This window comes from Methylophilus sp. Leaf408, from assembly GCF_916856905.1.
Classification (GTDB): domain Bacteria; phylum Pseudomonadota; class Gammaproteobacteria; order Burkholderiales; family Methylophilaceae; genus Methylophilus.
Genome location: NZ_CAKASK010000001.1, coordinates 667,801 through 692,120, shown reverse-complemented (window position 1 = coordinate 692,120; position 24,320 = coordinate 667,801). Strand labels below are relative to the sequence as shown.

Sequence of the window (24,320 nt, the reverse complement as noted above, 5' to 3'; positions counted from 1 at the left end):
AAGTTACTGCACCATCATATCCATGATTCTGGCATACCCATCCGTGGTAGATAATACGTCGCTCATTCCTTTAGCGATCAATATAGCATCGCTTGCCTCACGAAATGCGCCATGACCACCACCTAATTTCAACACATGCGTTGCATGTTGCTTTACATAGTCCGCAGAATCCGCAACAGCAAAGCGGACGCCGCAGGCTTTAAAGGCGGGTAAATCTATTGAGTCATCTCCAAGGGTGGCTGTTTGCTCTTTATTAACACCACAATCTTGCATCAGGTCGTTACAGGCCTGAAACTTGTCTTTCACACCAAGTTTAAAGCGTGTAATACCAAGGTCGGCAATACGTTTTCTGAGCACAGCTGAATCGCGCCCGGAAACCACGGCCACTTGAATCCCGAGCTCAATCAGCATGCGAATACCCAAACCATCACGCACATGAAAGCGTTTGATAAACTCGCCCTCCTGGTTGTAATACAAACCGCCATCAGTAAGCACACCATCCACATCGGTAATGACAAGTTTGATATTTGCGAGTGGGTTTTCAGTTATGACGACAGCATTTCCCGTTAGCAGCGCTTCCACTGCCTTGAGATCTTGCGGTGTATCGACACCCGGCCCTGTTTCATCCACTGTTAATGCTTGTATGGGAATACCCGCTTCAAGCAATCTTAACTGCTCTAATGACTCTGCATTTTCCAGAGCTGAGAAAGGCAGATCATAAAACTGCTCAAGCACATGTCTTTTGTAAGCATAAACACCAACGTGTTTATAGTATGCAGCGTGCTCTGCATTGCGTGGATAAGGTATTGGTGAGCGGCTAAAATACAGTGCTTGTTTATACTGATTTAAAACCACTTTTACAAAGTTTGGATTCTTGGCCTCTTCAGCATGGATCTTGTGACACAAGGTAGCCACTTGAGTCTCTGGCAAGCCAAGTTGTGTCACTAGCAGAGCAATATCTTCCGGGCGAATCAGAGGCTCATCACCTTGCACGTTAATGTAAGCATCTGCGGGATATGCTTTCATCACTTCGATCAAACGGTCAGTACCCGATTGATGGTTTTCTGAAGTCATCATTGCCTTACCACCAAACTGCTCTACCGCCTGTAATATCCTTGCATCATCGGTAGCCACAATCACATCTGCAATATTTTCAACCTGTTTTGCTTTCTCATAAACATGTTGCACCATTGGCTTACCGAGCAACAATGCTAGAGGCTTTGCCGGGAAGCGTGTTGATGCATACCGCGCCGGTATGACAATGATAATCTTCTGCTGCATAGTGCCTGTGACTCTTAATCGATATTTAAAGCCGGGAAAGACTTGACCAACTGGTCTACTGCCTTAACCTGACCAAGGAATGCTTCAAGTAATGCGATAGGCAATGCACTTGGGCCATCACATTTAGCTTCATTTGGATTAGGATGGGCTTCAAGGAATAAACCTGCAATCTTGGTTGCCATCCCGGACAACGCCAGATCCACTACTTGCTGGCGGCGGCCACCCGAAGCAGCACCTAATGAATCACGTTGCTGCAATGCATGAGTGACGTCGAAAATAACGGGTACATCCGGGCAGACTTTTTTCATCACACCAAAACCCAACATATCAACGACCAGGTTATCGTACCCAAACGCAGAGCCGCGCTCGCACAAAATCACATTCTCATTACCAGCCTCTTTAAATTTATCCACAATATTCACCATTTGATGCGGACTTAAAAACTGAGGTTTTTTGATATTAATTGGCTTACCGGTTTTGGCAAGCGCAATCACCAAATCTGTCTGGCGAGCCAGAAAAGCGGGCAATTGCAAAACATCGCACACCTCTGCAACTGGCTCAGCTTGCCATGGCTCGTGTACATCCGTAATTACAGGCACATTGAACTCTTTCTTTACCGCCTGGAATATTTGCATACCCTGTTCCAGACCTGGGCCACGGTAAGATTTGATAGAAGAACGATTTGCTTTATCAAAAGAAGCTTTGAACACTAAAGGGATATCAAGCTTTTTTGTAATATTTACGTAATGACGGCAAGCCTCTAATGTTGAGTCGACGTCTTCGAGGACATTAATACCGCCAAATAAAACAAATGGTAGATTATTGTCTAAAGTAATTGAATCGTTAATTTTCATCTATTGCCTTTAATTAAACTTAATGAGGGAAAGTTAGTGAATGTTTCAAGATAAGTGCTTAATAAAAAAAAATTTATTAAGTTTATTCCTAAGAGGCTCTTCAAAATATTTTGCAATTAAATAAGCTACACAAGGTAAGAAAATTATTAAGCACCATGCAACAAAATATCGATTACTTCCATCGCTCGCAAATAAATTCAAAGCAGCTAATGAAACATTAAAGTGAATAAGATAGAGCGGATAAGAGACGGCCCCAAGTATTTGACATACTTTAAATATTTTTGATGAATCGTGTTTTGAAATTTTATAATTTATAGCAATAATGAAACAAACATAAATTGCAAATAAAACTAATAATAGTTTTAAAGAGCTGAATTCGAAACCATATTGAATTGTTTTAAATGACAAAGTAGTACTTTCATTTAAGAAACCCAAGAAAAAACTTAGAATTAAAAACGCAACTCTTTTCAAATTCAGTTTGAAATTATCATTACTTATAATAAAGAGCATTGCACCGCTCGAAAAGAAACTTGAATAATCGGTTATAAATATGTTCTGGATTATTTGATTGTGAATGAAGTAGTTTGCTAGACTCAATAGCAGCCAAATCCACAAGATTTTTTCTGCATTTTGTAATTGTTTAAAGTAAATAACCAACAATGTAAGTAGATAAAACTTTAATTCTACAAATAGTGTCCAGTAAACATTATCAATAAACTGTATTTTAAAAAAACCATTTAGCATTGTCATATTGGCAATGTATCTGATTATCGTTGGATGAAATATATGCTGCAAATAAAAATAAGAAACTACAAATGAAATGGTGCAGGCCAGCCAATACGCTGGGTAAAGTCTAAGAAAACGCGAAATACAGAATTGTTTTACGGACCTATTTTGTGCAGTTAAGAAAATAACAAATCCAGAGATTATAAAAAATAAATTAACTGCCAAATAATTATACTTTAACCAATCTCCCCAAACTCCAAAGCTATGCGCATAGTACGTATCTTTGGGAAACCCCCTAACCATTATGTGCATAACCATAACCGAAAATGCAGCAAAAAATCTTAGAAAATCCAGAAAAGGAAGTCTCATATTGTTACCTTCTGCAATTCTTTCATTCTTATAACTAAGCCTGCTGCCATCGAAGAAATCGGTTTATGATGAAAAAAGTTGATCTGATGAAATTGAGACATTGGAATTTTTATAATATTAATAATTTAATTAACTAATTTATGAATTCTATAAGCACATTCTGAGATGCTTTCGGGACTAAATTTTTTCCAGCTTCCTTTAAAAAAGAAGTGGCTATTAATATATTTAAGATATGTTTTTATATTTTGACGGCGCTCTTCACTGATTGGCTTATTCGCATCCAGGATTGCATTTTTAGACTGGCTCAAATCAGTGATAAAGCTACAAATCTGATCACGTGAGTAAATAGAGTCCCCATACACAATCACTGGCTTTTCCCTAGCGATGGCTTGCAATCCCACTGAAGAGTTTATGACAGCAACGAAAGTCGCGTTATCAAGCAGCTTTTCAATGTCAAACTTTCTTAACCAAATAATATCAGGAAACTCTGCCCGGATGTCATCATAGTCATATCTCAAAAAGTCTTCTGGATGCTCTTTAACAATGATCGGATATTCTGCCCCCAATGCCTCACGAATTTGCTGGTAGCAGTGCCGAATAAATTGTTTGGGATCCTTGAAGTGAGGGGAATTTATTAAAATTTGAGTATCATCATGCACCTGAAGCGGCAGGAATGCATAGTTGTTTGGTAAAAGAATAGTGTCTAATGGGATAGCCAGCCTTGCCTTATCTAGCTTCCGCTTCATAAACCAGCTTGATCCACGGAGTTCTGGAAACTTTGCATAGAACTTAAAATCAAGAATCCTTTTTAAGAAGTTAAACCCATTATTCAATGAAGATAATTGGTTTACCTGAACAAGCGTAGGTGCTATTAATTCAGATGGAACTTGCGCTGCGGGTAACTGTGATAATTCATTTATTTTACTAAATGCAAATGTGCGGTTTGAAGCACTCATATTCACACCCTGAGTGTCCGCCTGTAGCGTGTTGGAAAAGTAACCATTTTCCATATAGACAGTCCGAATGTGATGCTTTTTTGCAATTTCAGTAAGTGCACGTGCCACGTGATCCTGACCATTCCAAACCACTATCAGGTTTATTTGGTTTTTTTGAATGAAGCTTTCCAGAAAACCCAATAGTGTCGAAGTTCGTCTTATCCATTCCGTTTTACTCCCTTTATGCTTTGCGTGCATAAAGGCAAATAAATCATTAATGTCTGACTCTGATAAGTTTAAAGCGCTTGTGTTTTCTTGTGCATCGATTTCAGATAAGTCAGCTGGATAAACGGCATATCCATTTTTTTGCAGGATACGTCGCTCTCTTGGTGTGAATGAAACCAAGTATGGCTCGTAATGATAGAGCTTTCGATGAATTTCAGAGAGATTCAAAAAGAAAGGAACAAAGATATCTGAAAATACATAATAGAGTGCTTTTGTTGTCATCTGACCTTATGCCTTCTAAGAAAGTGTAAATGCTCTGGACTTAAAATATAAATAAGAACCAGGTAGCTTAATGAAAACACCAAGCAATCCGTAAAAAAACGGGCGACTGAATTCACTATCGGAAAGATCTGATCAAAAAGCAGGCAGATGGAGCCAGCATATAACGATAAAGTAACACTCGGTAAAGCAGTAACCAGCATATCCCGGGTTGATAGCATCATGGCTTTGTTAGCAAATACAAATGTCAAAAATGTCACCACTACCGATGCAATTAAATAGCACTGAGTCACTTCTAAAATACCTGACTGCGCGCCGATAATAAAAAGAATAATATGAATCAATGCGCCAAAGATGCCAAATTTGAATAGAAAACCTGTCTTGCCCAGTGCCATAAAAACCGGGCCAGTGGTCCCGCTTACGGCCTGCAAATAACCTATGGGTGTCATAAAAATCAGGAGGTCAGTAATCATGCCCCACTTATCACCCAAACTCACTAAAATAAAATCATGCCTTGTGACATAAAGCACAGTCATAAGAGGTGCAGTAAAGAAAGAAACCCCCTTAAGTGCACTAAGATAAAGTTTTCTCACCTCAAACAAGTCATGCTGACAGCGGCTGAGTAATGGAAAAATTGCGCGTGTCGTGATCCATGAAATATTCTGTATCGGAAATAACATGATCTTGTAAGCCATCGAGTACACGCCGAGTGCAGAGCTGCTAAGTAGTTTACCAATGATGACAGCGTCAGCATTTCTGAAAGCAAAACTGACAAGTTGATATCCTGCCATGTTTCCAGAAAAATGAAATAGCTCTTTTAGTCTGTATAACTGTGGATCTAACGATGGTTTCCATGGTGCATTGATCCACAAAAGGACTGTGACACTGATTGCTTGCACCAGAACCTGTATGACCAGACTATACACGCCCCAACCTGACCAAGCTGCAACCAGTGAGATTGTGATCGCTAAAAGCGCAGAAAAAGCCTCAATCTTAGCTAATAGTTTAAATTTAGACTCTCGCTCAAGTAAGGCCTGATGTATGGCAGAGCTGCTCGCCATTGGGAAGGTCAAAGCGATTAAACTTAATACGCCAATTAGCTGGTCATTGTTAAAACTGGTTGCGATAACTGGTGCCAGCAACAAGACAATCAAAAAGATGACAGTTCCTAATGCAATGTTTAACCAAAAAACTGCATTGATGATGCCATGGTCCAGGGTTGGACGTTGAATGATATTTGATGCGGTCCCCATATCCCGAATCAGCAAAGCGAGATTAATGGCGACTGCGGCTATAGCCATCAAACCGTAATCACTGGGAGGCAAAATTCTCGCTAATATAAATATATTTGCGAGTTGCGAAAGCACCTTAGCAGCTTGAGACACTGCAACCCATTTTGTATTTCTCATAACAGACATAAATTATGTCTTTGAGGCAGATGGTACTAGTAAACCAGGGAATTTTCCCTCTACAGTTGCAGTCAACTCGCTAAGGAATTGATCATGTAGCTGATAAAACTTGCTTACATCACTTTCATTATTGGTGATTGAAGACACCCGCACCAAAACACCATCGTCCAAGCGCCCTTTGAACAAACCGTCTTCAATAATTTTTAAACGCATTTGGATGCCCGTTAAAAGGGTTTCATCTGCCACCCTAATCCAGTAGCTCACGGCCTCTTGGTGAGATGAACCCGAGTAGACCTGCCGTTTTCCAACTACAGGACTTGAGCTAACAGGCATATTGAATACTGAGACTTTCGAGGACAGCATTTGGAAACCTTGTGCCGGGTAACAAATCTCCGGCTGATGAACCTTAACATCCTGACGCTGTTCTTTGACATAAGCCAGCGCAAGCATTATTTTTGCGCCGTCTTTGTTTACATACGTGCGCATGATGACGTCATCGTAAATTTGATTTTGTAAGCTTTTAGTATCACTTACCAAGCTCACTTGTGGTGTCAGTTGCGGAGCCTCTTTCCAGTCACCAAACTCTTTGGGAATACTGTTCTCGAAATTATCAAAGCCACTTGAATAATGTTTCTGAGGCTTAAGAGAAGTTGCAATTGCCAAAAAAATAAGGCTAGTAACAAATAAAATTAATGCTGTTTTAATTTTTACATCAGGCAACTTGCTAAATAGGTCTTTCATTAAACACACGTCACTATTCTGAACTAAGTAATGATTTTATTTTAAATTTTTCAGCGATCTTTTGAATGACTGTATCAATCAAAATAATTAATATCAATGCTGTCAGGAATAATACCATTCCGGAAAAGTTATGCAGAAATCCCTGTCCTGCTTCATCGCCCATGTAGTATGTAATGAGTGCAAGTGTACAAACACGCAGTACATTCGATGTAAAAGAGACAGGAACGATTAATACAGCCAATAAAACATTACGCCAGAATGCCTGATGGTTGATTACATTTATATAAAGTAAGCCGATTGCTTCTAATGTAAACAGGGAGTTTAACCCCGCACAAGCGTCTGCAACCAAAAGTTTGTATGGCCCTATTTGAATAATTACGCCAGACCTTGCCACAGGGTAATTGAATGTATATAGCAAATATTCTGATGCATAGGAAACAGCTATTTTCATTGGTTGTGTGACAGCATCTATGACTGAAGCTGGCCACGGCATCAGAAAAATAAAGAAAAAAAGTGCAAACCAATATTTGATAGCAATCTTTGTTCCGAATATATTACAAATGACACCTGCCAATATAAAGACTAGCGAAAAAATCGATAGTAAATAAACGCTTTGCGAGTAGCCAATCGTATAAATTAACAAGCCAGCTACGATGAGTAGCCAGCCGGTAAAGGGGGCAGGATTTAATTGCTGTGGCGTAGCAAGAATTTGCTTGGTTTTAAAATAGAAAAACCAGATTGCAATAGCGAGTACCACCGGGCCATGAGACTGGCTATCGGCATTCCAGACCGTCGTGGACAAGTCATAGAATACAGGTACAAATAAATACAGAATTGAAAGTAATATAACTACATAACTCAACAGTTTGTTTTGCGGGATTAATGATAGCCTTAGTGGTTTTTGCGGAGACATATTAAGATTCATTTACAGCAAGTTGAACCTCAATACCTAAACTACGGCAAGCTGTTACAGCCTCTTCGGTATCCTTCAGTACTGTTTTATTGAGCTGTGTAGTAATCAACACCCCGCCTACTTTTCTGGATACGATTTGCGCATCTGATGAACTTAAGATAGGGGACGTATCAATAATGATTACATCAAACTGGCTTGAAAAATGTTCTATCAGTTTGTCAAAAGGTTCTTTGTTAAGTAACTCTTGTGGATTGGGTGGCACAGTACCCGAAGTTAAAATACTTAAATTCAGTAATGATGCAATTCTAACTACTACATCTGTAGATGCTCGACCGGCCAGAATATCTGAAAGACCTAGATTATTGGAAAGTTTAAATAATTTATGCTGGGTAGGATTCCTGAGATTAGCGTCAATCAATAATGTACGCTCACCCAGTTGAGAAAATACAACCGCCAGATTACTTGCCAATTGGCTGGAGCCATCAGCTTCACGTGCAGAAGAAATGGCTATTGCTTTATAGCCTCGTTCAAACCAGCGCAACATCAATTGCGTACGTAAAGAGCGTAAAGTTTCTACTTGCTTAGAGAACGGGTCAAAAGCGGCAATCAGGTCATGACTAAAAGAAGTTTTATCAGGAGATAAGTAAGGATACTCAAATTGATAAGACAATGCGTGGTTAATATCTTCCATCGTGACAAAACCAAGCGCTATGGCTGCTTCACCGAATCGCATGGATTTTTCTTTTTGGAATTTTAAGATCCGCTCTGCATCCTTATCAGTAATTTTACCCATATCAAGCAGTAAATGCCCAATACTGGCTGAAACGGTTTTCATGGGAGTATTGGATTCAGATTCAATGATATTCATAACGGCACTCATGCAATAATTTTTTGTTCAGTAAATGGCTAAATTGAAGACTTGATACTGTATTGATATACAGGGATGTCACCTATTAAAGCAAGATCATCCAGACCACGAACTCTGCGATCAATAAACTCCAATAACAATGCAAACAAGCAGCCCAGGAAAAAACCAACAATTGCTGAGAATGGAGCAATCAACATTACACTTGGATTGCTGGGATTTAATGGTGGTGTGGCTCTTTCCAACACAGAGATATCACCCTGGTTAGACTGTCCCTCTAAAGCAGTTTGGCTGAAACGATTGTTGACTGATTCAAGTGAATTCTGCGCAATTTGCACTTCTTTTTCGAGAATAGCAAAATTTGAACGGTAACTATTCAGTTCAAGCACTTTTTGCTTTTGCTTCTCCAACTGGACTTTAAGGTCGCCAAGCCGTTGCGAGTTAATGGTCGCGTTGTTACCTATACTGGCGACGGTGCGATTGATTTCTGAGTTCAATTGACTTTTTAATTTGGCTACTTCGGCTTCACCTGACTGATACAAGGGGTGATTTTTACTATACCGCTGCTCCATCTCGGCCAGTTTTGATTCTGCGGTGGCCAGATTCATGCGTAAATTCTGTACAACAGGATTCTGTGACACATCAGGAGACTCGCTGGTATTTCTGGATGCATCACTTCTTCGGGAGTTGGCATCGATAGATTGCGATTGAGTCAGGCTATATTGCGTAGACAAATCTCTAAGCTTGGAACTTTCAACATCAAACGCATCTTGAATACTGGTCAAGCCATGTTCTTGCTGGTATTTCGAGAGTTTATCTTGCGCTTGCTGCAAGTTATCACGCAGCATTTTTGTTTGCTCTGAAAGATATTGCGAAGCTTTGATCGCAGGGTCAATCTTCAATTTCAGACTTGTGGCAATATAAGATTCCGCAAATGCATTAGCCATTGTTGCCGCAAAAGTGGGATCAACTGCTTTGTAACCAATGGTAATCACACTACTTTCTTTTGAAGGAATGATCTCAAGTTTTTTTGCGAGCCTGTCAGCCATCCACTGGTTAATATCGGCCCCTTCACCATTTTCTTCATTAGCGAAGTCTTGTTTAATTGATGGGATTTCAGTTAAATTAAACTTTTTAACCACATCAAGCGCAACACTTTTACTAAGGATGATATCTGCCTGAGTTGCCATGTACCCTGGCATAAGTTGCGCTGGCATTGCCATGCCCGTGACTGGATCTACGCCTTTATAGTTAAGAATGACTCTGCTGGCGGCAAAATAATTTTTGGGAAACAGCAAGCTAATGATAACCGCTGTAAGCATGGTGATTATCATTACAAGGATGATAATCTTGAACCGTGCTTTTAGAATATTTGTAAATTGGTAAAAATTCATATTAACACCTGATTAATTAGAGCAAACTTTCTTCAATATATAGCACATCTTCATCCATCAATGTGCCAGTCAAATCTGGTGATTTTTTCTCTACCTTTCCTTCTGCATTTTTTCTATGCAATTTAACTGACCGCTGAGTACCGCGCAATGTAAGGCCACCTGCTTTCGCAATTGCTTGCATCACAGTCATATTTTTATCAATTTTATACATGCCAGGGCGTTGCACTTCACCATAGATGTAAAACTGAGGCGCTTGGGGCACATAAATCACATCCCCTGGAGTCAGCTCTTTATTCAACTCGCTTGCAGGGGCTTTAAATAAATCATTAATGTTTAATTCTTGCGTTGTTGGTGTACCGGAACGTGATGTGGTAAAAAATAAAGTTTCGCCTGCAATTTCATTCGCTCCACCCGCCAATGCAATAAAGTCTGTAATTTTTCGAGTGCCTCCCTGAATACCGTATTTCCCAGGGCGCAGCACTAATCCTGCAACAGTTACATCCCGGATACTGACATAAACAGTTTCGCCACCAATTAGACTGATATCATGAGCATTTAAATTACGATGCTCAATAATTTCGTTTAAATCGAACTCGCTACGTTTTTCACCACGAACTACCGTAATTATTTCCGATGCTTCCGAAGTCAATCCACCTGCTTCTGCAAGAATATCCTTTATATCTGTTGGGCGCACAACTGGATATCGGCCTGGCTTTAAAACGCCACCTAAGACAGAAACACTTTTACTCATAAATTCAAGAATAAGCACTGAAACCTGCGGATTGGCAATAAATCCACCACGTTTCAGTTGCTCTGAAATGCGCTTTTCACTTTCGATAGTCGTAAGTCCGCCAACTTTCACCTCACCAATAAGTGGCATGGTCAAAACACCATCTTCAGAGACTCTGGTCTCCCGGGTAAGGTCGGCATCGCCATAAACAATGACTCTTACATAATCTCCGGCACCGAGTGTGTAGTCTGCGTGGGCGAAAGTACTGAAGACTAAAACAAATCCGGCTACGATGTATTTTAAAAATTTGGTCATAAATAATTAACTCTTTTCACAATGAAAACTAACTCATAAAATGCAAGAACTTTAGGTGCCTGTTCTTTAAAAAAATTCAATTAAACTTCTTTAAGTACTATATTTAGATTAGTGAGCAATCATTAAACACTTTAATTTTGACAGTTTCTTTAAACACACATTCGTTAAGTAACAAACTCCTGTTTTCCCCTGCTCTGTATTCAATGTCGACATGCATGAAAGTACCCAGGCATTTAAGCATACATTAACTTCATTAACCTAACATGATTATGCAGTAAGCGACTTTAGTATTTACCTAAATTTTAAGGTCAACTATCACGCTAGTGGTGACATCATCGTAATCAAAGTTATTGTATGTTGAGCTAGCATTTCTTGAAGACTTGATGGAGTTAAGTGTAAAGCCGATATTCTTGATTGGCTGCCAGGTAATTGAGCCTGAAAAACTCTTTTCGTCGTCGACTCGCTTATCTATCCCTGGAATAACGCTTTGTCGAAAATCTCTTTGTGCAATCCGGGTGTTTAAACTGAAAATCACTTTTTCAGAATAGTCATAGCTTAACCCCACCAGCAATGCATCAGAAACAGTATAAGTACTGTAATTGGTTTCAAATGGACCAATAACTCGGGATAAATCAAAGTTTGTTTTAAGCTTGCCAGTCAGCAATAGATCATACTTTACATAACCCAGCCATGAATCATAATCTCTGACGGAGAAATTATCATATTCACGGGAAAGATAGCCCAACTTGCTACTTAATCTACTTTTACCTGTAGGCTTTAAAACCAAGTCCAGCTCAAACTCATTTTCCGTAAATCCATTATCAAAGAGTGAAGCTTGACTAATCGGACGTTGAAATTGACCATCACGTTTATGCCCCAAGAGCGTTAGGTTGCTACCTGAAGGGAAATTGTAACGGGCCCCATAATCAAATGCTGTGGCACTGTATTGTGCGACAGCATTAAATGTTTGACTATTGTCATTATCTGTTTCAGTTAAACCAGCGATTAAAGCCCAAACTTTATGTGGTGAGTATTCCGCTCTGAATCTATTGATTTCAGTCGTTCTAATATTTTGAGTCAACAGCCGGAAATCACTAAAACCATTTAAAGTTTTGCTTTTGCTGGAGTACACGCTACCAGTTAATGAAGGAGTAAGGGCCCATAGCCATTCTGCATCATAGTTGATGGTGTCAAAGTCTAAAAAATCATTGCGTTGATATTTATTATCGACATAATTGACGTTCAACATAAATCTCTGCAAGGAATACTGTTTATCAATATGAACGCCGGCTGAATAGGTTGTGATTTGATCAGAAATTTCGTTATTACTTAAACGAAAAAGATTGTTATCCCAGGCTTTGTTAACAGAAGCATTAAATTGTACCGTATCAAATTCGTCGGCTATCGCCGGATTAAATGCAAAATTAAAAAAGCAGTAGCACCAAACTGTTTGATGTACTAACAATGTTGTTACTCTATTGTTATATTTTAAAGGCATGAGCCACCCTGAATTGATAAGGCCTTTTAGACTAGTATGCATTCTACTATATATAAAAACTGAATCATGCTGCAAAACAAGAACAGTTCCCAACTAAATTAGTTTAAAGTTTAAATCATCTAGATACTGATATGTGCTCGTTTACAAATGATATTGCTAATAAGCCTATCATGTCTGCGCCATTCTTGCACCTACTCAAGGTGGCGATTGCCTAAACAAACAATTGCTGTAACTACAACGGATGCGTTAAACTCTACATGAGAATTATAAAAGAAATTTATGGCCACTAAAAAACCTCCTATCAGAACGCTATCGGGGCTTTCCGCAAGCGCTAATAGTCCGCTTTACCTTTTAGAATCCATTGTCGAGCCATTAGTAATGGTTTTTGTGCTATGGGGTCTTTTCATATACACAGAAAACCAAATTCCGATGTCGATATTTATCGTATCGATTGTTTTGTTTTCGATTACTTTTCCTAGCGGCGCCAAAATTCGAAAGTCTTTTTTTTCCATGTGCAGGGATGTCATCGCACAATGGTTATTAATCGCCTTTTTTGTTTTAATTTTTGCTTACGTTACGCGATACATCACACTTTATAGTGAACAAATGATTCTTGCCTGGTTGATTATCACGCCATTGGCACAAATTGCAGCCTTGCAGTTGTTAAAATGGGCCAGCCCAAAATTAATTGAATGGCAAGGGCCGCCGCAAAATACCTTGATAGTTGGATTGAACGAGCAAGGTATTTTGTTGGCTGATAATCTTAAAGAAGATTATTACCAGCGAATTAATGTGCTTGGTTTTTTTGAGGATCGCTCTCCAGCCCGTTTAGAAGAACAAGCAGACTATCCTGTACTTGGGAGCTTGAACGAGCTGAGTACTTATCTACGCCTACACACAGTACATAAATTGTATATCGCTTTGCCAATGTCCAGTCACCCACGTATTTTAAAAATGCTGGATGATTTAAAAGACACCACAACTTCAATCTATTTTGTTCCGGATATTTTTGTCACGGATTTGATCCAGGGGCGCGTATCCGAGGTAAACGGTATTCCAGTTGTGTCTGTATGCGATACTCCGTTCACAGGTATGGATGGATTCACTAAACGCACCGCTGACGTGTTGTTTTCACTTTTTGTTTTAATTCTGATTTCACCGATTTTATTGATTATTGCCATTGGAATAAAACTTACCTCTCCTGGCGCGATCATTTTCAAGCAACGTCGTTATGGGTTAGATGGGCAAGAGATACTGGTCTACAAATTCCGTTCTATGACGGTGACTGAAGATGGCGGCAAGGTGACGCAGGCGACAAAGAATGATCAGCGTATTACGCCACTGGGCGCATTCCTGCGTAAAACTTCATTAGATGAATTACCGCAATTTATTAATGTATTGCAAGGACGTATGAGTGTCGTGGGCCCACGTCCTCATGCGGTGGCGCATAACGAAGAATATCGAAAGTTAATCAAAGGCTATATGGTACGCCATAAGGTTAAGCCAGGGATTACCGGTTGGGCACAAGTGAACGGTTTCCGAGGTGAAACTGATACGCTTGAGAAGATGGAACAGCGTGTGCACTATGACCTTGAATATTTGCGTAACTGGAGCCCGAGACTGGATATGTTAATTGTAGCAAAAACAGTTTGGTTAACCGTAGTGGGTCAGGACAGCGCGTATTAAATCCTTACTTAAGTTTTTAGATCAAAAAAGCCGGATAATTCCGGCTTTTATTATTTTTGGATATGCTGTTTTATAGATTTAAAAGCAATATTGATCCAGTCTGGATGTAAGCAATCAACCACATGGTTATCGGTCATTCCGCGTAACCAAGTCAGTTGGCGCTTGGCAAGTTGCCGCGTGGCGAAAACGCCCTGCTCTCCTAGTGTTTTAAGATCAATTTCACCATTCAAGTAGGCTAATACTTGTCGATAGCCCACACAACGCATACTTGGACTTTCTGCGGTAAGCTGTGGATATTCGGCAAGCAAGTTTTGCACTTCCTCGACAAAACCTTGTTCAAGCATCAATTTAAAACGATCCGCGATGCGCTGATGCAATACGGCGCGCTCACTCGGCATTAGGGCAATTTTCAGGATATTAAAGGAAAGTTCATGTTTGCTGGATTGTGCGCGCAAGGTGCTCATCGACTGACCACTTATGCGATAAACTTCTAACGCGCGCTCAATACGTTGAGAGTCTGTGGGTTGTATTTTTGCAGCTACTTGTGGATCAATGATTGCCAGCTGCGCATGCATCGCTGGCCAACCCGCTTTAGCTGCCTCGGCTTCGATTTCGTCACGCACATTTTGGTCAGCCTCTGGAAGCTGGCTCAGGCCGTGCTGCAAAGCATTAAAATACAGCATAGTGCCGCCGACCAACAAAGGTACGCGCCCCTTTTCTGTGGTTGCATTCATCAGTGAGAGTGCATCTTTGGCAAAGTGCGCCGCTGAGTACTGTTCCAGCGGTGTGATTAAATCAATCAGATGATGCGGGGCTTGGCGTAGCGTTTCGGCATCAGGTTTGGCGGTGCCGATATCCATACCGCGATATACCAGAGCCGAATCTACACTGATAATTTCTACCGGCAATTGTTGGTATAAAGCTATCGTGGCGGCAGTCTTGCCGCTGGCAGTCGGCCCCATCAGGAAAATCGCGGGGGGCAGACTGGTGTTAACTGGTAAGGACATACAGTATCAAGCGATAATCAATAACATGTAGCAACTGCTTAGTTGAGCAGTTTATTTATCATACTTTACATAACTGAAACGCAGGTCATCTTGTGGGGTACCTTCCAGAGCAGAATCACCTTTGGCATTTGGCTGCCATTGAATGACCTCTTCTATTTTTCGTGCCAGTTCAATGTCTTTCATGGTGATGCCTTTGGCGCTGTGGGTGCAGAGCTTCACAATCACAAAGGCGTAGGAAACAGTTAAATCAGGATGGTGCCAGGCAGCTTCAGCCAAATGCCCGACAGTGTTGACCACCATCAGTGTGCCCTTCCAGCTGTTGGTTTTATATTTGCGGCGGATCCAGCCTTCTTCATAAAACCAGTGAGGCAAAGATTCAGCAAAGTGTTGTTGGATTTCCTGCTCGCTTAAAACCTGATCAGTCATGGCGCTCTCCTCGTGAATGATTTTGAATTTTACAGACAGTATACCTTAGCCATACAGGCGAGTTACATGCATCTAGCATCCCTTGACTGGCGAGAATCGAGATCGTCATGAATTAAATCAGCATTGCCAGCATGGCGGTGATTACGGTGAGGTCCGCACTAGTGCCAGGGTTAAGTCGCGCTTGCTTGAGCAATTGATCCCAGTTGAGTAGTGCTGTCATATAGTTTTTAGGATTTTCGAGTGCCATGAATGCTGTGGCATGTTCCAACGCGGTTTGCTGTACTTGTAATGCCCTTTCCTTACCATACTTGCGTGCGATGTGGCTGTCTGGCACTGAGGATAGCCAGTTTAGATATACTGCGGTCAGTGCCCAGGCCGGACGCTGCCAACGATCAATATAGTTTTTATAAAGTGGCAGCGCTTGAGAAAATAGTTGTGCATAGCATTCGCTATACTGGCGCGCCACCGTGTCATGCTTACTTGCCAGGCGCATGGCTTCAAGCAGGTTAATCCGGGGGGATTGTGATACATCATGTTCGTTGCGCTCACCCATTCCTGCGGGACTTACAATCCTAATGCCCTGATAGACTAGTGCTGCGTCTTCCACGGTCGTTTCATTCAACACTTGCTTTAGACCATCCAACAGAGGCAAATGTGGATAACGTAAGACAGCCTGCACTATAGGTGCCGCCAGTAAAATAATACCCAGGTTGGTATTACAGGCTACCTTGTTATAAGTAACTTCTAATGCCGCCAGGATACGTTGCCCTAACGTGCGATCACCATACTGTACATCATCACACAGAACAGGTGCCGAGACTTCGGCGCTATCGATAAAGTGTTGCACCTGCATGCCGTGACCATCAGCAAAGATGTGCACATTGCCGGGTTTGAGTGCTTCCAGTTCAGACAGGCAAGCTTTTAAATATGCGCTTTGTACGTTCATAGGCAACAGTGATCTAAATTAATCAACATCGCTTTCGCCTGAAAAGCGTAATAAATCTGCCACCAGAATATCTGCAATATTCAAATCAGTAATAGTTTGCAAACCTCGCCAGGCTGGAATACTGTTCACTTCTATCACCCACAGTTTACCGTGCTTGTCGCGCATGATATCCACCCCGGCATAATTGATGCCAATGGCAGCGGCTGCCTGCACCCCTATTTCGGCCACATCGTCTTCGTCACTGGCCGTGCATCGTGCGCCACGCGCAACATTGTGTAGCCAGCCATCTCCCTGCCGGCGCATCACAGCCACAGGCTCACCATTGACGACGAATACTCGATAATCATGCTGATTGGTGCCGCAATCGATTTTCTCTTGCAGATAATAAATGCCATCGACAAACATATCCTGCGGCAAGGCAAATTGCTGCGGATGCTCAATTAGACGCACACCTTTGCCTTGAGAGCCAAACAAGGGTTTGATCACTAATGTTTTGCCGTTATCCAGCGCTTCTTGCATCAGGGGGTGTGCAACCTGTCTATACTCGCATACCCAGGTATTCGGTGTCGCGATACCATGCTCGGCTAATAACTGGGTAGTCAGGCCTTTGTCGACAGTGATTTCAATGGCGCGGGCTTGGTTATAAATAGTCATGCCCTGACGTTGCAGGGTATGCAAAATATTCATGCGGGTGATGATTTGCTGGGTAGATCCGGCGGCAACGCCACGTACAAATGCAATAGGTGAAGGTTGCGATAAACCTGGAATATGCACTTGTACTTGCTGGTCAACGATACTGACATGGCAGCTATCCAGGCAGACCATATGCGCGTGCCAGCCGTGACGGTCAAACGCTTGCGCCAGCGCTTGCCCATGCCAGCCGCCCGCCTGGGCGACTTCATCGGTGAAGATAGGAACGATTTTCATGCAATCTGAAAGATGGCCGGGCTGAATGCTGGGATAAGACATTATTGAAAGCTTACGTACAAAATATACGTAAGCTTCGATGCAATATGTATTGGATGCTTAACCAAGTTTAGATGAATTTTTATCCACCAAAAGATTGGTTTAGCAAGGCCTCATTGAATTGACCGGCAAAGAAAGTTTTACCAGACTTCAGGTTAGTGACGCTGACTTTGGCCGGTGAAAACAGCATAGGGTCAATCTGGTAGAAATCCATATTCACTGCTTTAAATACCTCAGCAAATGGACGTCCATAATCTTTAGAAGAGGAAGAAGGTAATTGTTGCGCCAGTTGTTCAGCAGCAGCATCTTCAACATTTACAAACAATTGCACAAAACCACCGAATAAAATTGCATCATTGGTGCGGCCCATACCGGTGATAAAGTCTGGTGAAGGCGCTGGCACTGGTGCCACGCCATAGCCATCAACAATGGCGCTGAGATCAAAATGCAGGGTGTGGCATTTGTGCAGTGCGACTTCCAGTACGCGTGCAGTCACTTGTAGCGAACCGCCAATACTGCGGGTAGGGGTCAGGATAAAAGTCAGTTTATTAGCTGGCAGACCAGTATCCCTGGCGACTTTCTCAATCACTTCCACTGGCGGCACTTTATCGGTTTCCAGCACCAATACCGACTGATCGCCTTTATCGCTGTAATTAATATCTTTGAAAACTTCCTCACGCTGTGCGATGGCGCGTGCCGGGCCACTACCGAGTGAGAAAAACTTCTCGTGTGACAATGCCCAGCCGGCGTATTGGCTGCCTAAACAGGCAATCACAGGCTGCTTTGCTGTGACTACCACGCTCAATGGCCAATTAGCGAATTGCGGAACTTGCTGCAGTGTCACGCCACCCAAGCCTCCCATGCATATTTCAGCAATGATGCGCCCGGCTTCTAAACCACCAGGAGTTTGGATGCCAGCATCAACAATAGTCGCGCCAGTCTCATGTTTAGTAACCAGGCAGCCAAGTGCCGGTGCATTTGCGATCAGGTGTGCGACCAGTGGCGCACTGTATTGCTGCACGCTAATGGATGTTGAATTCGATGTGTTCACAGACATAAGTGCCCCATAGTTTCTCTAATTGTGTTTTTTTATCTTGCAAAATCTGTTGCACCGCATCTTTTGAAGGCCCTTCTGCATACAGGCTGCATATAGGTTCGCCTCTCTCGATTGTGCGATTTTCAGGCCGGTCTTCCAACCAGGTTGGGAGCTCCGCCTGATTTATTTCTAACGTTTGTTTTGCATACGCGATGCAATGACTGGCATGAGTTTTATATACATTTAATTCAAGGATCTCCATCCCTTGGCAACTGGCGAGTTGAGTCTGTATCAAAGGCAACTCTGCATACAAACGCATACTAGCGCTTAACCTGGGGTTGATTTCCAATACATGCAAACGGCCATCTTGCCAGATTGCATCCAGGCTATTAATACCAACCAGGCCGGAATCTGGTACGACCAAATCTAACAATTCTTGCATGGCTTGCGTTAATTTCTCATCATGTAAACGCGAAACCCCTGCATATGTATACATTCCAGGCCGTTGTATCAGGGCATGCACACCAATCAACGTGATTGAATTCTTGCTTACCACAAACAACGCCCCTACCGGCAGGCCAGACTGAAATGCTTGCCAATAACCATTCGCCACATTTAGCGCCGAAGCTTTATTCCAATCACGTACATGAGCTCCACCGCTCTGCCCGGCAATCTTGTATAACCAGCGTCCATTTTGGGGAGCTTGTGACACTAGCTCTGGTGTCATCGCATGATGGCGAACACAGTGCGCCTTCAACCAAAAGGGATTTTTTACCTGTTCAATCACTTCCGGCACATTACCTAGCAATGCATACCGTTTGTACAGGCTTGCATAACAATCAACGTTTGCCTCAAATCCAGAGCCTATCAGCACAAAATCCGGTTGCCATGCATCCAGTGTATTTATTAAAGTTTTTGCATCTGCAGCACTTAGCCTCCCACACAATGCAGGCAATCTCCAAACTTCCTCTGCAGTTGCTACCGTATCAATATCTGCAAAAGCATCAATTGCTAATACTTCAAACCCTTCACGCTTCGCCATTTCCGCATAAATGCGTGCGCTTTGCGACACAATGGCCAACCGCAAGGATGCAATTACTCCACGTGGGCGCAGGCATACTCATATGCCTGGTGGTAATCAATATGCATCGGTGATTCACTTTGCAGCATTTGTTCCAGCAGCTTGTTCTGCGTCACATATTTCAGTTGGCCAATGGCCAGTGCGCCAAACCCGGCTACTTGTGTACCTTCAATCAGGCCACCATTAGAGAATGTATCTACGCCTTCAATGCCTGACGGTGGTACCGCATTCACATCCGCGACCACTTTCAATGATTTGGAATTGGCTAACTGGCGGGTTTCCAGTACACGAATACCTGCTGGCGTGGCACATAAAGCCACTGTTGCCTCATTCAGGATCGCAATTTTGGCCTCTTCAGAGCTACCATCCACCACTTTTAGATTCACATCGTAACTGCTGGATAATTTATCGACATAGGCTTGCATACTATCTACACCTGCATGCGCAACCATCAACACTGTAGACCCCTGGCGTGCGGCGATGAGCGCAGCAGTAGAACCCACGGTGCCGCTCGCACCAAAAATAGCAATTTTCTCTTTGCCTAAACCGCTGCCGGATTTTTGCAGGTAAAAATCGACTTTTGCCAGCATCGCAGCAGCTGTTGTAAACGCGCCTGAAGGATCAGAAAAGGTATGACACTCAAAAGGTTTAAACATGGCGCTGCGCGCCTGTTTCTGCATTTCAAGCGCAACCTGGATATCACGGCCACCAAAAAATAAAGCCTGTTGTTTAAGGCCGCTAGGGCTGCGTGAAAAAATCGCATCTTGAGTTAAAGCAATCACCTCATTCAGCGTTACGTCTGTATAGGAAATAATTTTTTCATAGCCTGCATCAAATGCCATATTCACATCGAATGGACTGGCATTTTTCGCGGCTGTGAATAAATGCATAATACTGGTTTTTTTCATTATTCCCCCTGTGGAATCCGTTTACTAAATAGTATTCGTAGCAATATACACAATGATATACATGTTCAAAATCAGAATCAGACCTTAAAAATAGACACTTTTCCCGAATATGTTATTTAAGGTTAATAATCAGTTTAGCTTTATTCTATATATTTGTTTCAATTCGCGCTGCATTATTGATGGCAGCGGTCACAATAAATGATAAATGTTGGTTTGTGGCATGGCGCTGTGCTAAATCTGCCTGCATTCGTAGAGCATCAGCTTTCGAAGGCAGTAGCACAAAACCGGTAGGGCCCCAGGACGTTTGACCTATTCCGTGAAAACCTTGCTGTTTAAAGCCGTTTAAAATGTGTGCCACTGACTGGCTCGCATAAGCACCGCCTTGTGCAGGCGCAAAATAATCTGCGTTATAATTTTGCAGTTCCCCGACAAATGCACTAAAAGCCTGGAAATCCCGTTCAACCAATGCGGGCAATCCTTGCATCAATAATTGATGCTGAATATCTTTTGAAGCTGCGACTGTTTGGGGCGGTAACTGTTTGAAAGCGGTTTTTTCACCATTGCCATGCAGCCCATCACGGCTTTGATCGACAATTAGTAAAAAATGCCACTCTGCAGGGAATGCATGACGTGCCAGTAATGGCGGTACGATAGTGGCAGGGCCGCGACCCCCATCGACCACTAAGCCACCATGATCAAAAGTAGCGATACCGATCCCCGAGCGCGCACCACGTTGATGGGCAGATGCGATAAGGGCGGTGTTCAACGGCTTACCCAGTAGTGTATTTACGGCTGCACCAATTGCTAGCGCCATTTGCGTGCCTGACCCCAAGCCACTATGCCGGGGAACGGCCTGATGAATGTTTAAATCAAGTGGTTGAGCTGGATTATTAGCAGCGATAGATTTTAAATGCTGTTGCAGAATATTGAATGCCCAGGGATCTACATCATCTTGCTGAGCTTGCGTTGAAATAGTCAGTGCAGTTTGGTAAGCATCAGTGGCCACACCTACACTACCAAAACGACGTTCGCTCTCGCCACTTAAATCAAAAAAGCCGAGATGCAACCGACCATGGGTAGTCACGCTGACCGAGCGTATTGAAGAGTTTACTGCATTCATAACGGCAAATTATACTGGTGCTGAAAAATATGGGCTGTCAGCGCGAAGCTGACGTGACATTAAAACATGATTTTGGCATAATGCTTGGATAAAAGTAATTCCTTGAAACAGGTTGCACTCAAGAGTAAACCTCACTTTATCGAATTCGATCCATTGCACTCGGTGGTAGATTTCATCGGCGATAGATATCATCTGATTTAAAACAATTAAGGGTTTTATATGGTTAGTCATGTTATTCCATTCGAGAATCTCAGAAACAGCGATGTGCCGTCAGTCGGTGGCAAGAATGCTTCTTTGGGTGAAATGATTTCTCAGCTCAGCGCTAAGGGTGTACGCGTACCGACAGGCTTTGCAACCACAGCTGATGCATACCGTGAATTTTTATCTCAAGGCGGTCTAGATAAAAAAATCAATGACTTGCTCGATAAACTAAATGCTGATGATACGCAAGAGCTAGCGAAGTGCGGTTCGCAAATCCGTCAGTGGATTATGGAAGCCGAGTTTCCGGACGCCTTGCAAAGCGCCATTGCACAGAACTACGCGAAGCTCATCGATAAATCGGCACCGGGCACTACCTTCGCTGTCCGTTCATCTGCTACCGCAGAAGATTTGCCAGACGCATCTTTCGCTGGTCAGCAAGAAAGCTTTTTGAATATTCATGGCCTGGATAACATCAACCACGCCATTAAAGAAGTGTTCGCATCTTTATATAATGACCGCGCAATTTCATATCGTGTTCATAAAGGCTTTGTACATGCCGATGTTGCCCTGTCTGCTGGTGTACAGCAAATGGTGCGTTCAGACATTGGCTGTGCAGGCGTCATGTTTACGATTGACACTGAATCCGGTCATAAAGATGTTGCATTTATCACATCTTCTTACGGTCTGGGCGAAACTGTGGTGCAAGGTGCGGTGAACCCTGATGAGTTCTACGTACATAAGCCATTACTCAATAAAGGCAAACCGGCTATCGTACGTCGCACCATGGGTTCAAAACTGATCAAGATGGTGTTCTCTGACGCGACACAGGCTGGTAAATCTACCAATACAGTGCCGGTAGATGCGGCTGAATCTAACCGTTACTCTCTGAATGATGCTGATATCCTGGAATTAGCGGGTTACGCGATCACCATTGAACAGCATTATGGTTGCCCAATGGATATCGAATGGGGTAAAAACGGCCTGGATAATAAGTTGTATATCCTGCAAGCGCGCCCTGAAACAGTGAAATCCCAGGAAGCGGCGAAAAACGTTACTGAGACATTTAAATTACAGAAGCACTCCTCAGTGCCAGTGGTTGCCGGTCGTGCCGTGACGCAAAAAGTAGGTGTAGGTCCTGTACGTATCGTGCTGGATCCAGCCGATATGCACGAAGTACAACCTGGTGATGTGTTGGTTGCTGACATGACAGACCCTAACTGGGAACCGGTGATGAAACGCGCCAGTGCCCTGGTGACGAACCGTGGTGGCCGTACCTGTCACGCTGCAATTATTGCGCGTGAATTAGGCATCCCGGCCATTGTTGGTTCAGTCAATGCAACGGATTTACTGCGCGATGGCGAAATCGTGACTGTTTCCTGTGCTGAAGGTGAAACAGGCTTTGTTTATCACGGCGCTTTGGATTTTGAAGTATCCACGCAATCAAATAGTGCATTGTCTAAACCGCCGTGCAAAATCATGATGAACGTAGGCAACCCTGATATGGCGTTTACCTTTGCGCAAACGCCTAACGATGGCGTTGGCCTTGCGCGTCTGGAGTTTGTCATCAACAACATGGTTGGCATACACCCTAAAGCGATTTTGAATGTCGAAGCCATGCCGAAGTCAGTTCAAACAATCATTCATAACCGTGCCCGTGGCTATGCCAGCCCGAAACAGTTCTACATTGATAAAGTCGCGGAAGGCGTTGCAACCATTGCGGCTGCGTTCTACCCGAAACCAGTGATTGTGCGTACTTCAGACTTCAAGTCTAACGAGTACAAGAAACTGGTCGGCGGTGACATTTACGAGCCGGATGAAGAGAACCCGATGATCGGTTTCCGTGGCGCAGCGCGTTACATGGCAGAAGACTTTAAAGAATGTTTTGCCATGGAATGCCAGGCCATGAAAAAAGTCCGTGATGAAATGGGTTTAGAGAACGTTGAGTTGATGATTCCATTCGTTCGTACTCTTGATGAAGCCAGAGCTGTGACAGAAATCATGGCCGCAAACGGCCTCAAACGTGGTGAAAACGGCCTGCGTCTGATCATGATGTGCGAGATTCCTGCAAACGCCCTACTGGCTGAGCAGTTCCTGGAATACTTTGATGGTTTCTCTATCGGTTCAAACGACCTGACACAGTTGACACTGGGTATGGACCGCGATTCCGGCATCCTGGCTGATGGCTTCGATGAGCGTAATGACGCAGTTAAAGTATTACTCAAAATGGCAATCAGTACTTGTAACCGTTTAGGTAAATACGTAGGTATTTGTGGCCAGGGCCCTTCTGACCATGAAGACTTTGCTGAATGGCTGGTTGCCGAAGGCATACAGTCTGTCTCGCTGAACCCGGATACTGTGGTTGCCACCTGGCAGCGTCTGACTAAAAAATAATTTTTTAGCTTTAAAGCT

At 42.8% G+C, this 24,320-nt stretch carries 21 protein-coding genes; 2 read left to right on the top strand and 19 right to left on the bottom strand.

All coding sequences use genetic code 11. From position 1 onward, the window contains the following. Window positions 1–3 precede the first annotated feature (3 nt). From kdsB to epsL, 11 genes are all read right to left on the bottom strand, one after another. Window positions 4–1,281, bottom strand: coding sequence for a 3-deoxy-manno-octulosonate cytidylyltransferase (kdsB, locus tag LPA26_RS03040; RefSeq protein ID WP_229007287.1), 1,278 nt, complete (start codon window positions 1,279–1,281; stop codon window positions 4–6). A gap of 14 nt (window positions 1,282–1,295) precedes the next feature. Then, complete coding sequence (gene kdsA / locus LPA26_RS03035; RefSeq protein WP_229007286.1) at window positions 1,296–2,135, bottom strand: 3-deoxy-8-phosphooctulonate synthase; 840 nt, start codon at window positions 2,133–2,135, stop codon at window positions 1,296–1,298. A gap of 45 nt (window positions 2,136–2,180) precedes the next feature. Continuing rightward, complete coding sequence (locus LPA26_RS03030; protein ID WP_229007284.1) at window positions 2,181–3,230, bottom strand: acyltransferase; 1,050 nt, start codon at window positions 3,228–3,230, stop codon at window positions 2,181–2,183. 125 nt (window positions 3,231–3,355) lie between these two features. Then, complete coding sequence (locus tag LPA26_RS03025; RefSeq protein WP_229007283.1) at window positions 3,356–4,672, bottom strand: hypothetical protein; 1,317 nt, start codon at window positions 4,670–4,672, stop codon at window positions 3,356–3,358. Then, window positions 4,669–6,087 (bottom strand): lipopolysaccharide biosynthesis protein, encoded by a 1,419-nt coding sequence (locus LPA26_RS03020; RefSeq protein WP_229007282.1) that lies wholly within the window; start codon window positions 6,085–6,087, stop codon window positions 4,669–4,671. The genes LPA26_RS03025 and LPA26_RS03020 overlap by 4 nt, the downstream gene beginning before the upstream one ends. 3 nt (window positions 6,088–6,090) lie before the next feature. Beyond that, on the bottom strand, window positions 6,091–6,819 hold the full coding sequence (locus tag LPA26_RS03015; protein WP_229007281.1) for an exosortase C-terminal domain/associated protein EpsI: 729 nt from the start codon (window positions 6,817–6,819) through the stop codon (window positions 6,091–6,093). 13 nt (window positions 6,820–6,832) lie between these two features. Beyond that, entirely contained in the window at window positions 6,833–7,732 is a 900-nt protein-coding gene (xrtB, locus tag LPA26_RS03010; protein WP_229007280.1) for an exosortase B, read from the bottom strand. Between the two features lies 1 nt (window position 7,733). Continuing rightward, window positions 7,734–8,600: a chain length determinant protein tyrosine kinase EpsG gene (gene epsG / locus LPA26_RS03005; protein WP_229007279.1), complete on the bottom strand. Its 867-nt coding sequence runs from the start codon at window positions 8,598–8,600 to the stop codon at window positions 7,734–7,736. A gap of 38 nt (window positions 8,601–8,638) precedes the next feature. Continuing rightward, the gene (gene epsF / locus LPA26_RS03000) at window positions 8,639–9,991 is read right to left on the bottom strand and encodes a chain length determinant protein EpsF (RefSeq protein ID WP_055871816.1); all 1,353 of its coding nucleotides are present in this window, start codon (window positions 9,989–9,991) and stop codon (window positions 8,639–8,641) included. A 16-nt stretch (window positions 9,992–10,007) separates the two neighbouring features. Further along, window positions 10,008–11,036 (bottom strand): SLBB domain-containing protein, encoded by a 1,029-nt coding sequence (locus LPA26_RS02995; RefSeq protein ID WP_229007278.1) that lies wholly within the window; start codon window positions 11,034–11,036, stop codon window positions 10,008–10,010. A 295-nt stretch (window positions 11,037–11,331) separates the two neighbouring features. Continuing rightward, window positions 11,332–12,534, bottom strand: a complete 1,203-nt coding sequence (gene epsL / locus LPA26_RS02990) for an XrtB/PEP-CTERM-associated polysaccharide biosynthesis outer membrane protein EpsL (RefSeq protein ID WP_229007276.1) — start codon at window positions 12,532–12,534, stop codon at window positions 11,332–11,334. Between the two features lie 279 nt (window positions 12,535–12,813). Between epsL and LPA26_RS02985 the strand changes: the two genes are divergently transcribed. Beyond that, window positions 12,814–14,220, top strand: a complete 1,407-nt coding sequence (locus LPA26_RS02985; protein WP_200934478.1) for an undecaprenyl-phosphate glucose phosphotransferase — start codon at window positions 12,814–12,816, stop codon at window positions 14,218–14,220. A gap of 50 nt (window positions 14,221–14,270) precedes the next feature. On the opposite strand, the gene miaA is transcribed toward LPA26_RS02985, so the two are convergent. The 8 genes from miaA to LPA26_RS02945 form a co-directional block, all read right to left on the bottom strand. Further along, on the bottom strand, window positions 14,271–15,227 hold the full coding sequence (miaA, locus tag LPA26_RS02980; RefSeq protein WP_229007275.1) for a tRNA (adenosine(37)-N6)-dimethylallyltransferase MiaA: 957 nt from the start codon (window positions 15,225–15,227) through the stop codon (window positions 14,271–14,273). A gap of 51 nt (window positions 15,228–15,278) precedes the next feature. After that, window positions 15,279–15,653 (bottom strand): 4a-hydroxytetrahydrobiopterin dehydratase, encoded by a 375-nt coding sequence (locus tag LPA26_RS02975; RefSeq protein ID WP_229007274.1) that lies wholly within the window; start codon window positions 15,651–15,653, stop codon window positions 15,279–15,281. Between the two features lie 112 nt (window positions 15,654–15,765). Next, window positions 15,766–16,599, bottom strand: a complete 834-nt coding sequence (locus tag LPA26_RS02970) for a triphosphoribosyl-dephospho-CoA synthase (RefSeq protein WP_229007273.1) — start codon at window positions 16,597–16,599, stop codon at window positions 15,766–15,768. Between the two features lie 18 nt (window positions 16,600–16,617). Next, window positions 16,618–17,526, bottom strand: a complete 909-nt coding sequence (locus LPA26_RS02965) for a RimK family alpha-L-glutamate ligase (RefSeq protein ID WP_229007272.1) — start codon at window positions 17,524–17,526, stop codon at window positions 16,618–16,620. A gap of 121 nt (window positions 17,527–17,647) precedes the next feature. Then, entirely contained in the window at window positions 17,648–18,622 is a 975-nt protein-coding gene (gene mch / locus LPA26_RS02960; protein WP_229007271.1) for a methenyltetrahydromethanopterin cyclohydrolase, read from the bottom strand. Further along, entirely contained in the window at window positions 18,588–19,688 is a 1,101-nt protein-coding gene (locus LPA26_RS02955) for an ATP-grasp domain-containing protein (RefSeq protein ID WP_229007270.1), read from the bottom strand. The genes mch and LPA26_RS02955 overlap by 35 nt, the downstream gene beginning before the upstream one ends. A gap of 8 nt (window positions 19,689–19,696) precedes the next feature. After that, window positions 19,697–20,590 (bottom strand): NAD(P)-dependent methylenetetrahydromethanopterin dehydrogenase, encoded by an 894-nt coding sequence (locus LPA26_RS02950; RefSeq protein ID WP_055871793.1) that lies wholly within the window; start codon window positions 20,588–20,590, stop codon window positions 19,697–19,699. 145 nt (window positions 20,591–20,735) lie between these two features. Next, window positions 20,736–21,710 (bottom strand): beta-ribofuranosylaminobenzene 5'-phosphate synthase family protein, encoded by a 975-nt coding sequence (locus LPA26_RS02945; protein WP_229007269.1) that lies wholly within the window; start codon window positions 21,708–21,710, stop codon window positions 20,736–20,738. Between the two features lie 219 nt (window positions 21,711–21,929). Here LPA26_RS02945 and ppsA point away from each other — a divergent pair, with 219 nt between their 5' ends. After that, window positions 21,930–24,302, top strand: coding sequence for a phosphoenolpyruvate synthase (gene ppsA / locus LPA26_RS02940; protein WP_229007268.1), 2,373 nt, complete (start codon window positions 21,930–21,932; stop codon window positions 24,300–24,302). Window positions 24,303–24,320 lie beyond the last annotated feature (18 nt).

Coding starts and splice junctions, on each gene's coding strand:
- kdsB (WP_229007287.1), bottom strand. CDS start 1,281: ATGCAGCAGAAGATTATCATTGTCATACCGGCGCGGTATGCATCAACA.
- kdsA (WP_229007286.1), bottom strand. CDS start 2,135: ATGAAAATTAACGATTCAATTACTTTAGACAATAATCTACCATTTGTT.
- LPA26_RS03030 (WP_229007284.1), bottom strand. CDS start 3,230: ATGAGACTTCCTTTTCTGGATTTTCTAAGATTTTTTGCTGCATTTTCG.
- LPA26_RS03025 (WP_229007283.1), bottom strand. CDS start 4,672: ATGACAACAAAAGCACTCTATTATGTATTTTCAGATATCTTTGTTCCT.
- LPA26_RS03020 (WP_229007282.1), bottom strand. CDS start 6,087: ATGTCTGTTATGAGAAATACAAAATGGGTTGCAGTGTCTCAAGCTGCT.
- LPA26_RS03015 (WP_229007281.1), bottom strand. CDS start 6,819: ATGAAAGACCTATTTAGCAAGTTGCCTGATGTAAAAATTAAAACAGCA.
- xrtB (WP_229007280.1), bottom strand. CDS start 7,732: ATGTCTCCGCAAAAACCACTAAGGCTATCATTAATCCCGCAAAACAAA.
- epsG (WP_229007279.1), bottom strand. CDS start 8,600: ATGAATATCATTGAATCTGAATCCAATACTCCCATGAAAACCGTTTCA.
- epsF (WP_055871816.1), bottom strand. CDS start 9,991: ATGAATTTTTACCAATTTACAAATATTCTAAAAGCACGGTTCAAGATT.
- LPA26_RS02995 (WP_229007278.1), bottom strand. CDS start 11,036: ATGACCAAATTTTTAAAATACATCGTAGCCGGATTTGTTTTAGTCTTC.
- epsL (WP_229007276.1), bottom strand. CDS start 12,534: ATGCCTTTAAAATATAACAATAGAGTAACAACATTGTTAGTACATCAA.
- LPA26_RS02985 (WP_200934478.1), top strand. CDS start 12,814: ATGGCCACTAAAAAACCTCCTATCAGAACGCTATCGGGGCTTTCCGCA.
- miaA (WP_229007275.1), bottom strand. CDS start 15,227: ATGTCCTTACCAGTTAACACCAGTCTGCCCCCCGCGATTTTCCTGATG.
- LPA26_RS02975 (WP_229007274.1), bottom strand. CDS start 15,653: ATGACTGATCAGGTTTTAAGCGAGCAGGAAATCCAACAACACTTTGCT.
- LPA26_RS02970 (WP_229007273.1), bottom strand. CDS start 16,599: ATGAACGTACAAAGCGCATATTTAAAAGCTTGCCTGTCTGAACTGGAA.
- LPA26_RS02965 (WP_229007272.1), bottom strand. CDS start 17,526: ATGAAAATCGTTCCTATCTTCACCGATGAAGTCGCCCAGGCGGGCGGC.
- mch (WP_229007271.1), bottom strand. CDS start 18,622: ATGTCTGTGAACACATCGAATTCAACATCCATTAGCGTGCAGCAATAC.
- LPA26_RS02950 (WP_055871793.1), bottom strand. CDS start 20,590: ATGAAAAAAACCAGTATTATGCATTTATTCACAGCCGCGAAAAATGCC.
- LPA26_RS02945 (WP_229007269.1), bottom strand. CDS start 21,710: ATGAATGCAGTAAACTCTTCAATACGCTCGGTCAGCGTGACTACCCAT.
- ppsA (WP_229007268.1), top strand. CDS start 21,930: ATGGTTAGTCATGTTATTCCATTCGAGAATCTCAGAAACAGCGATGTG.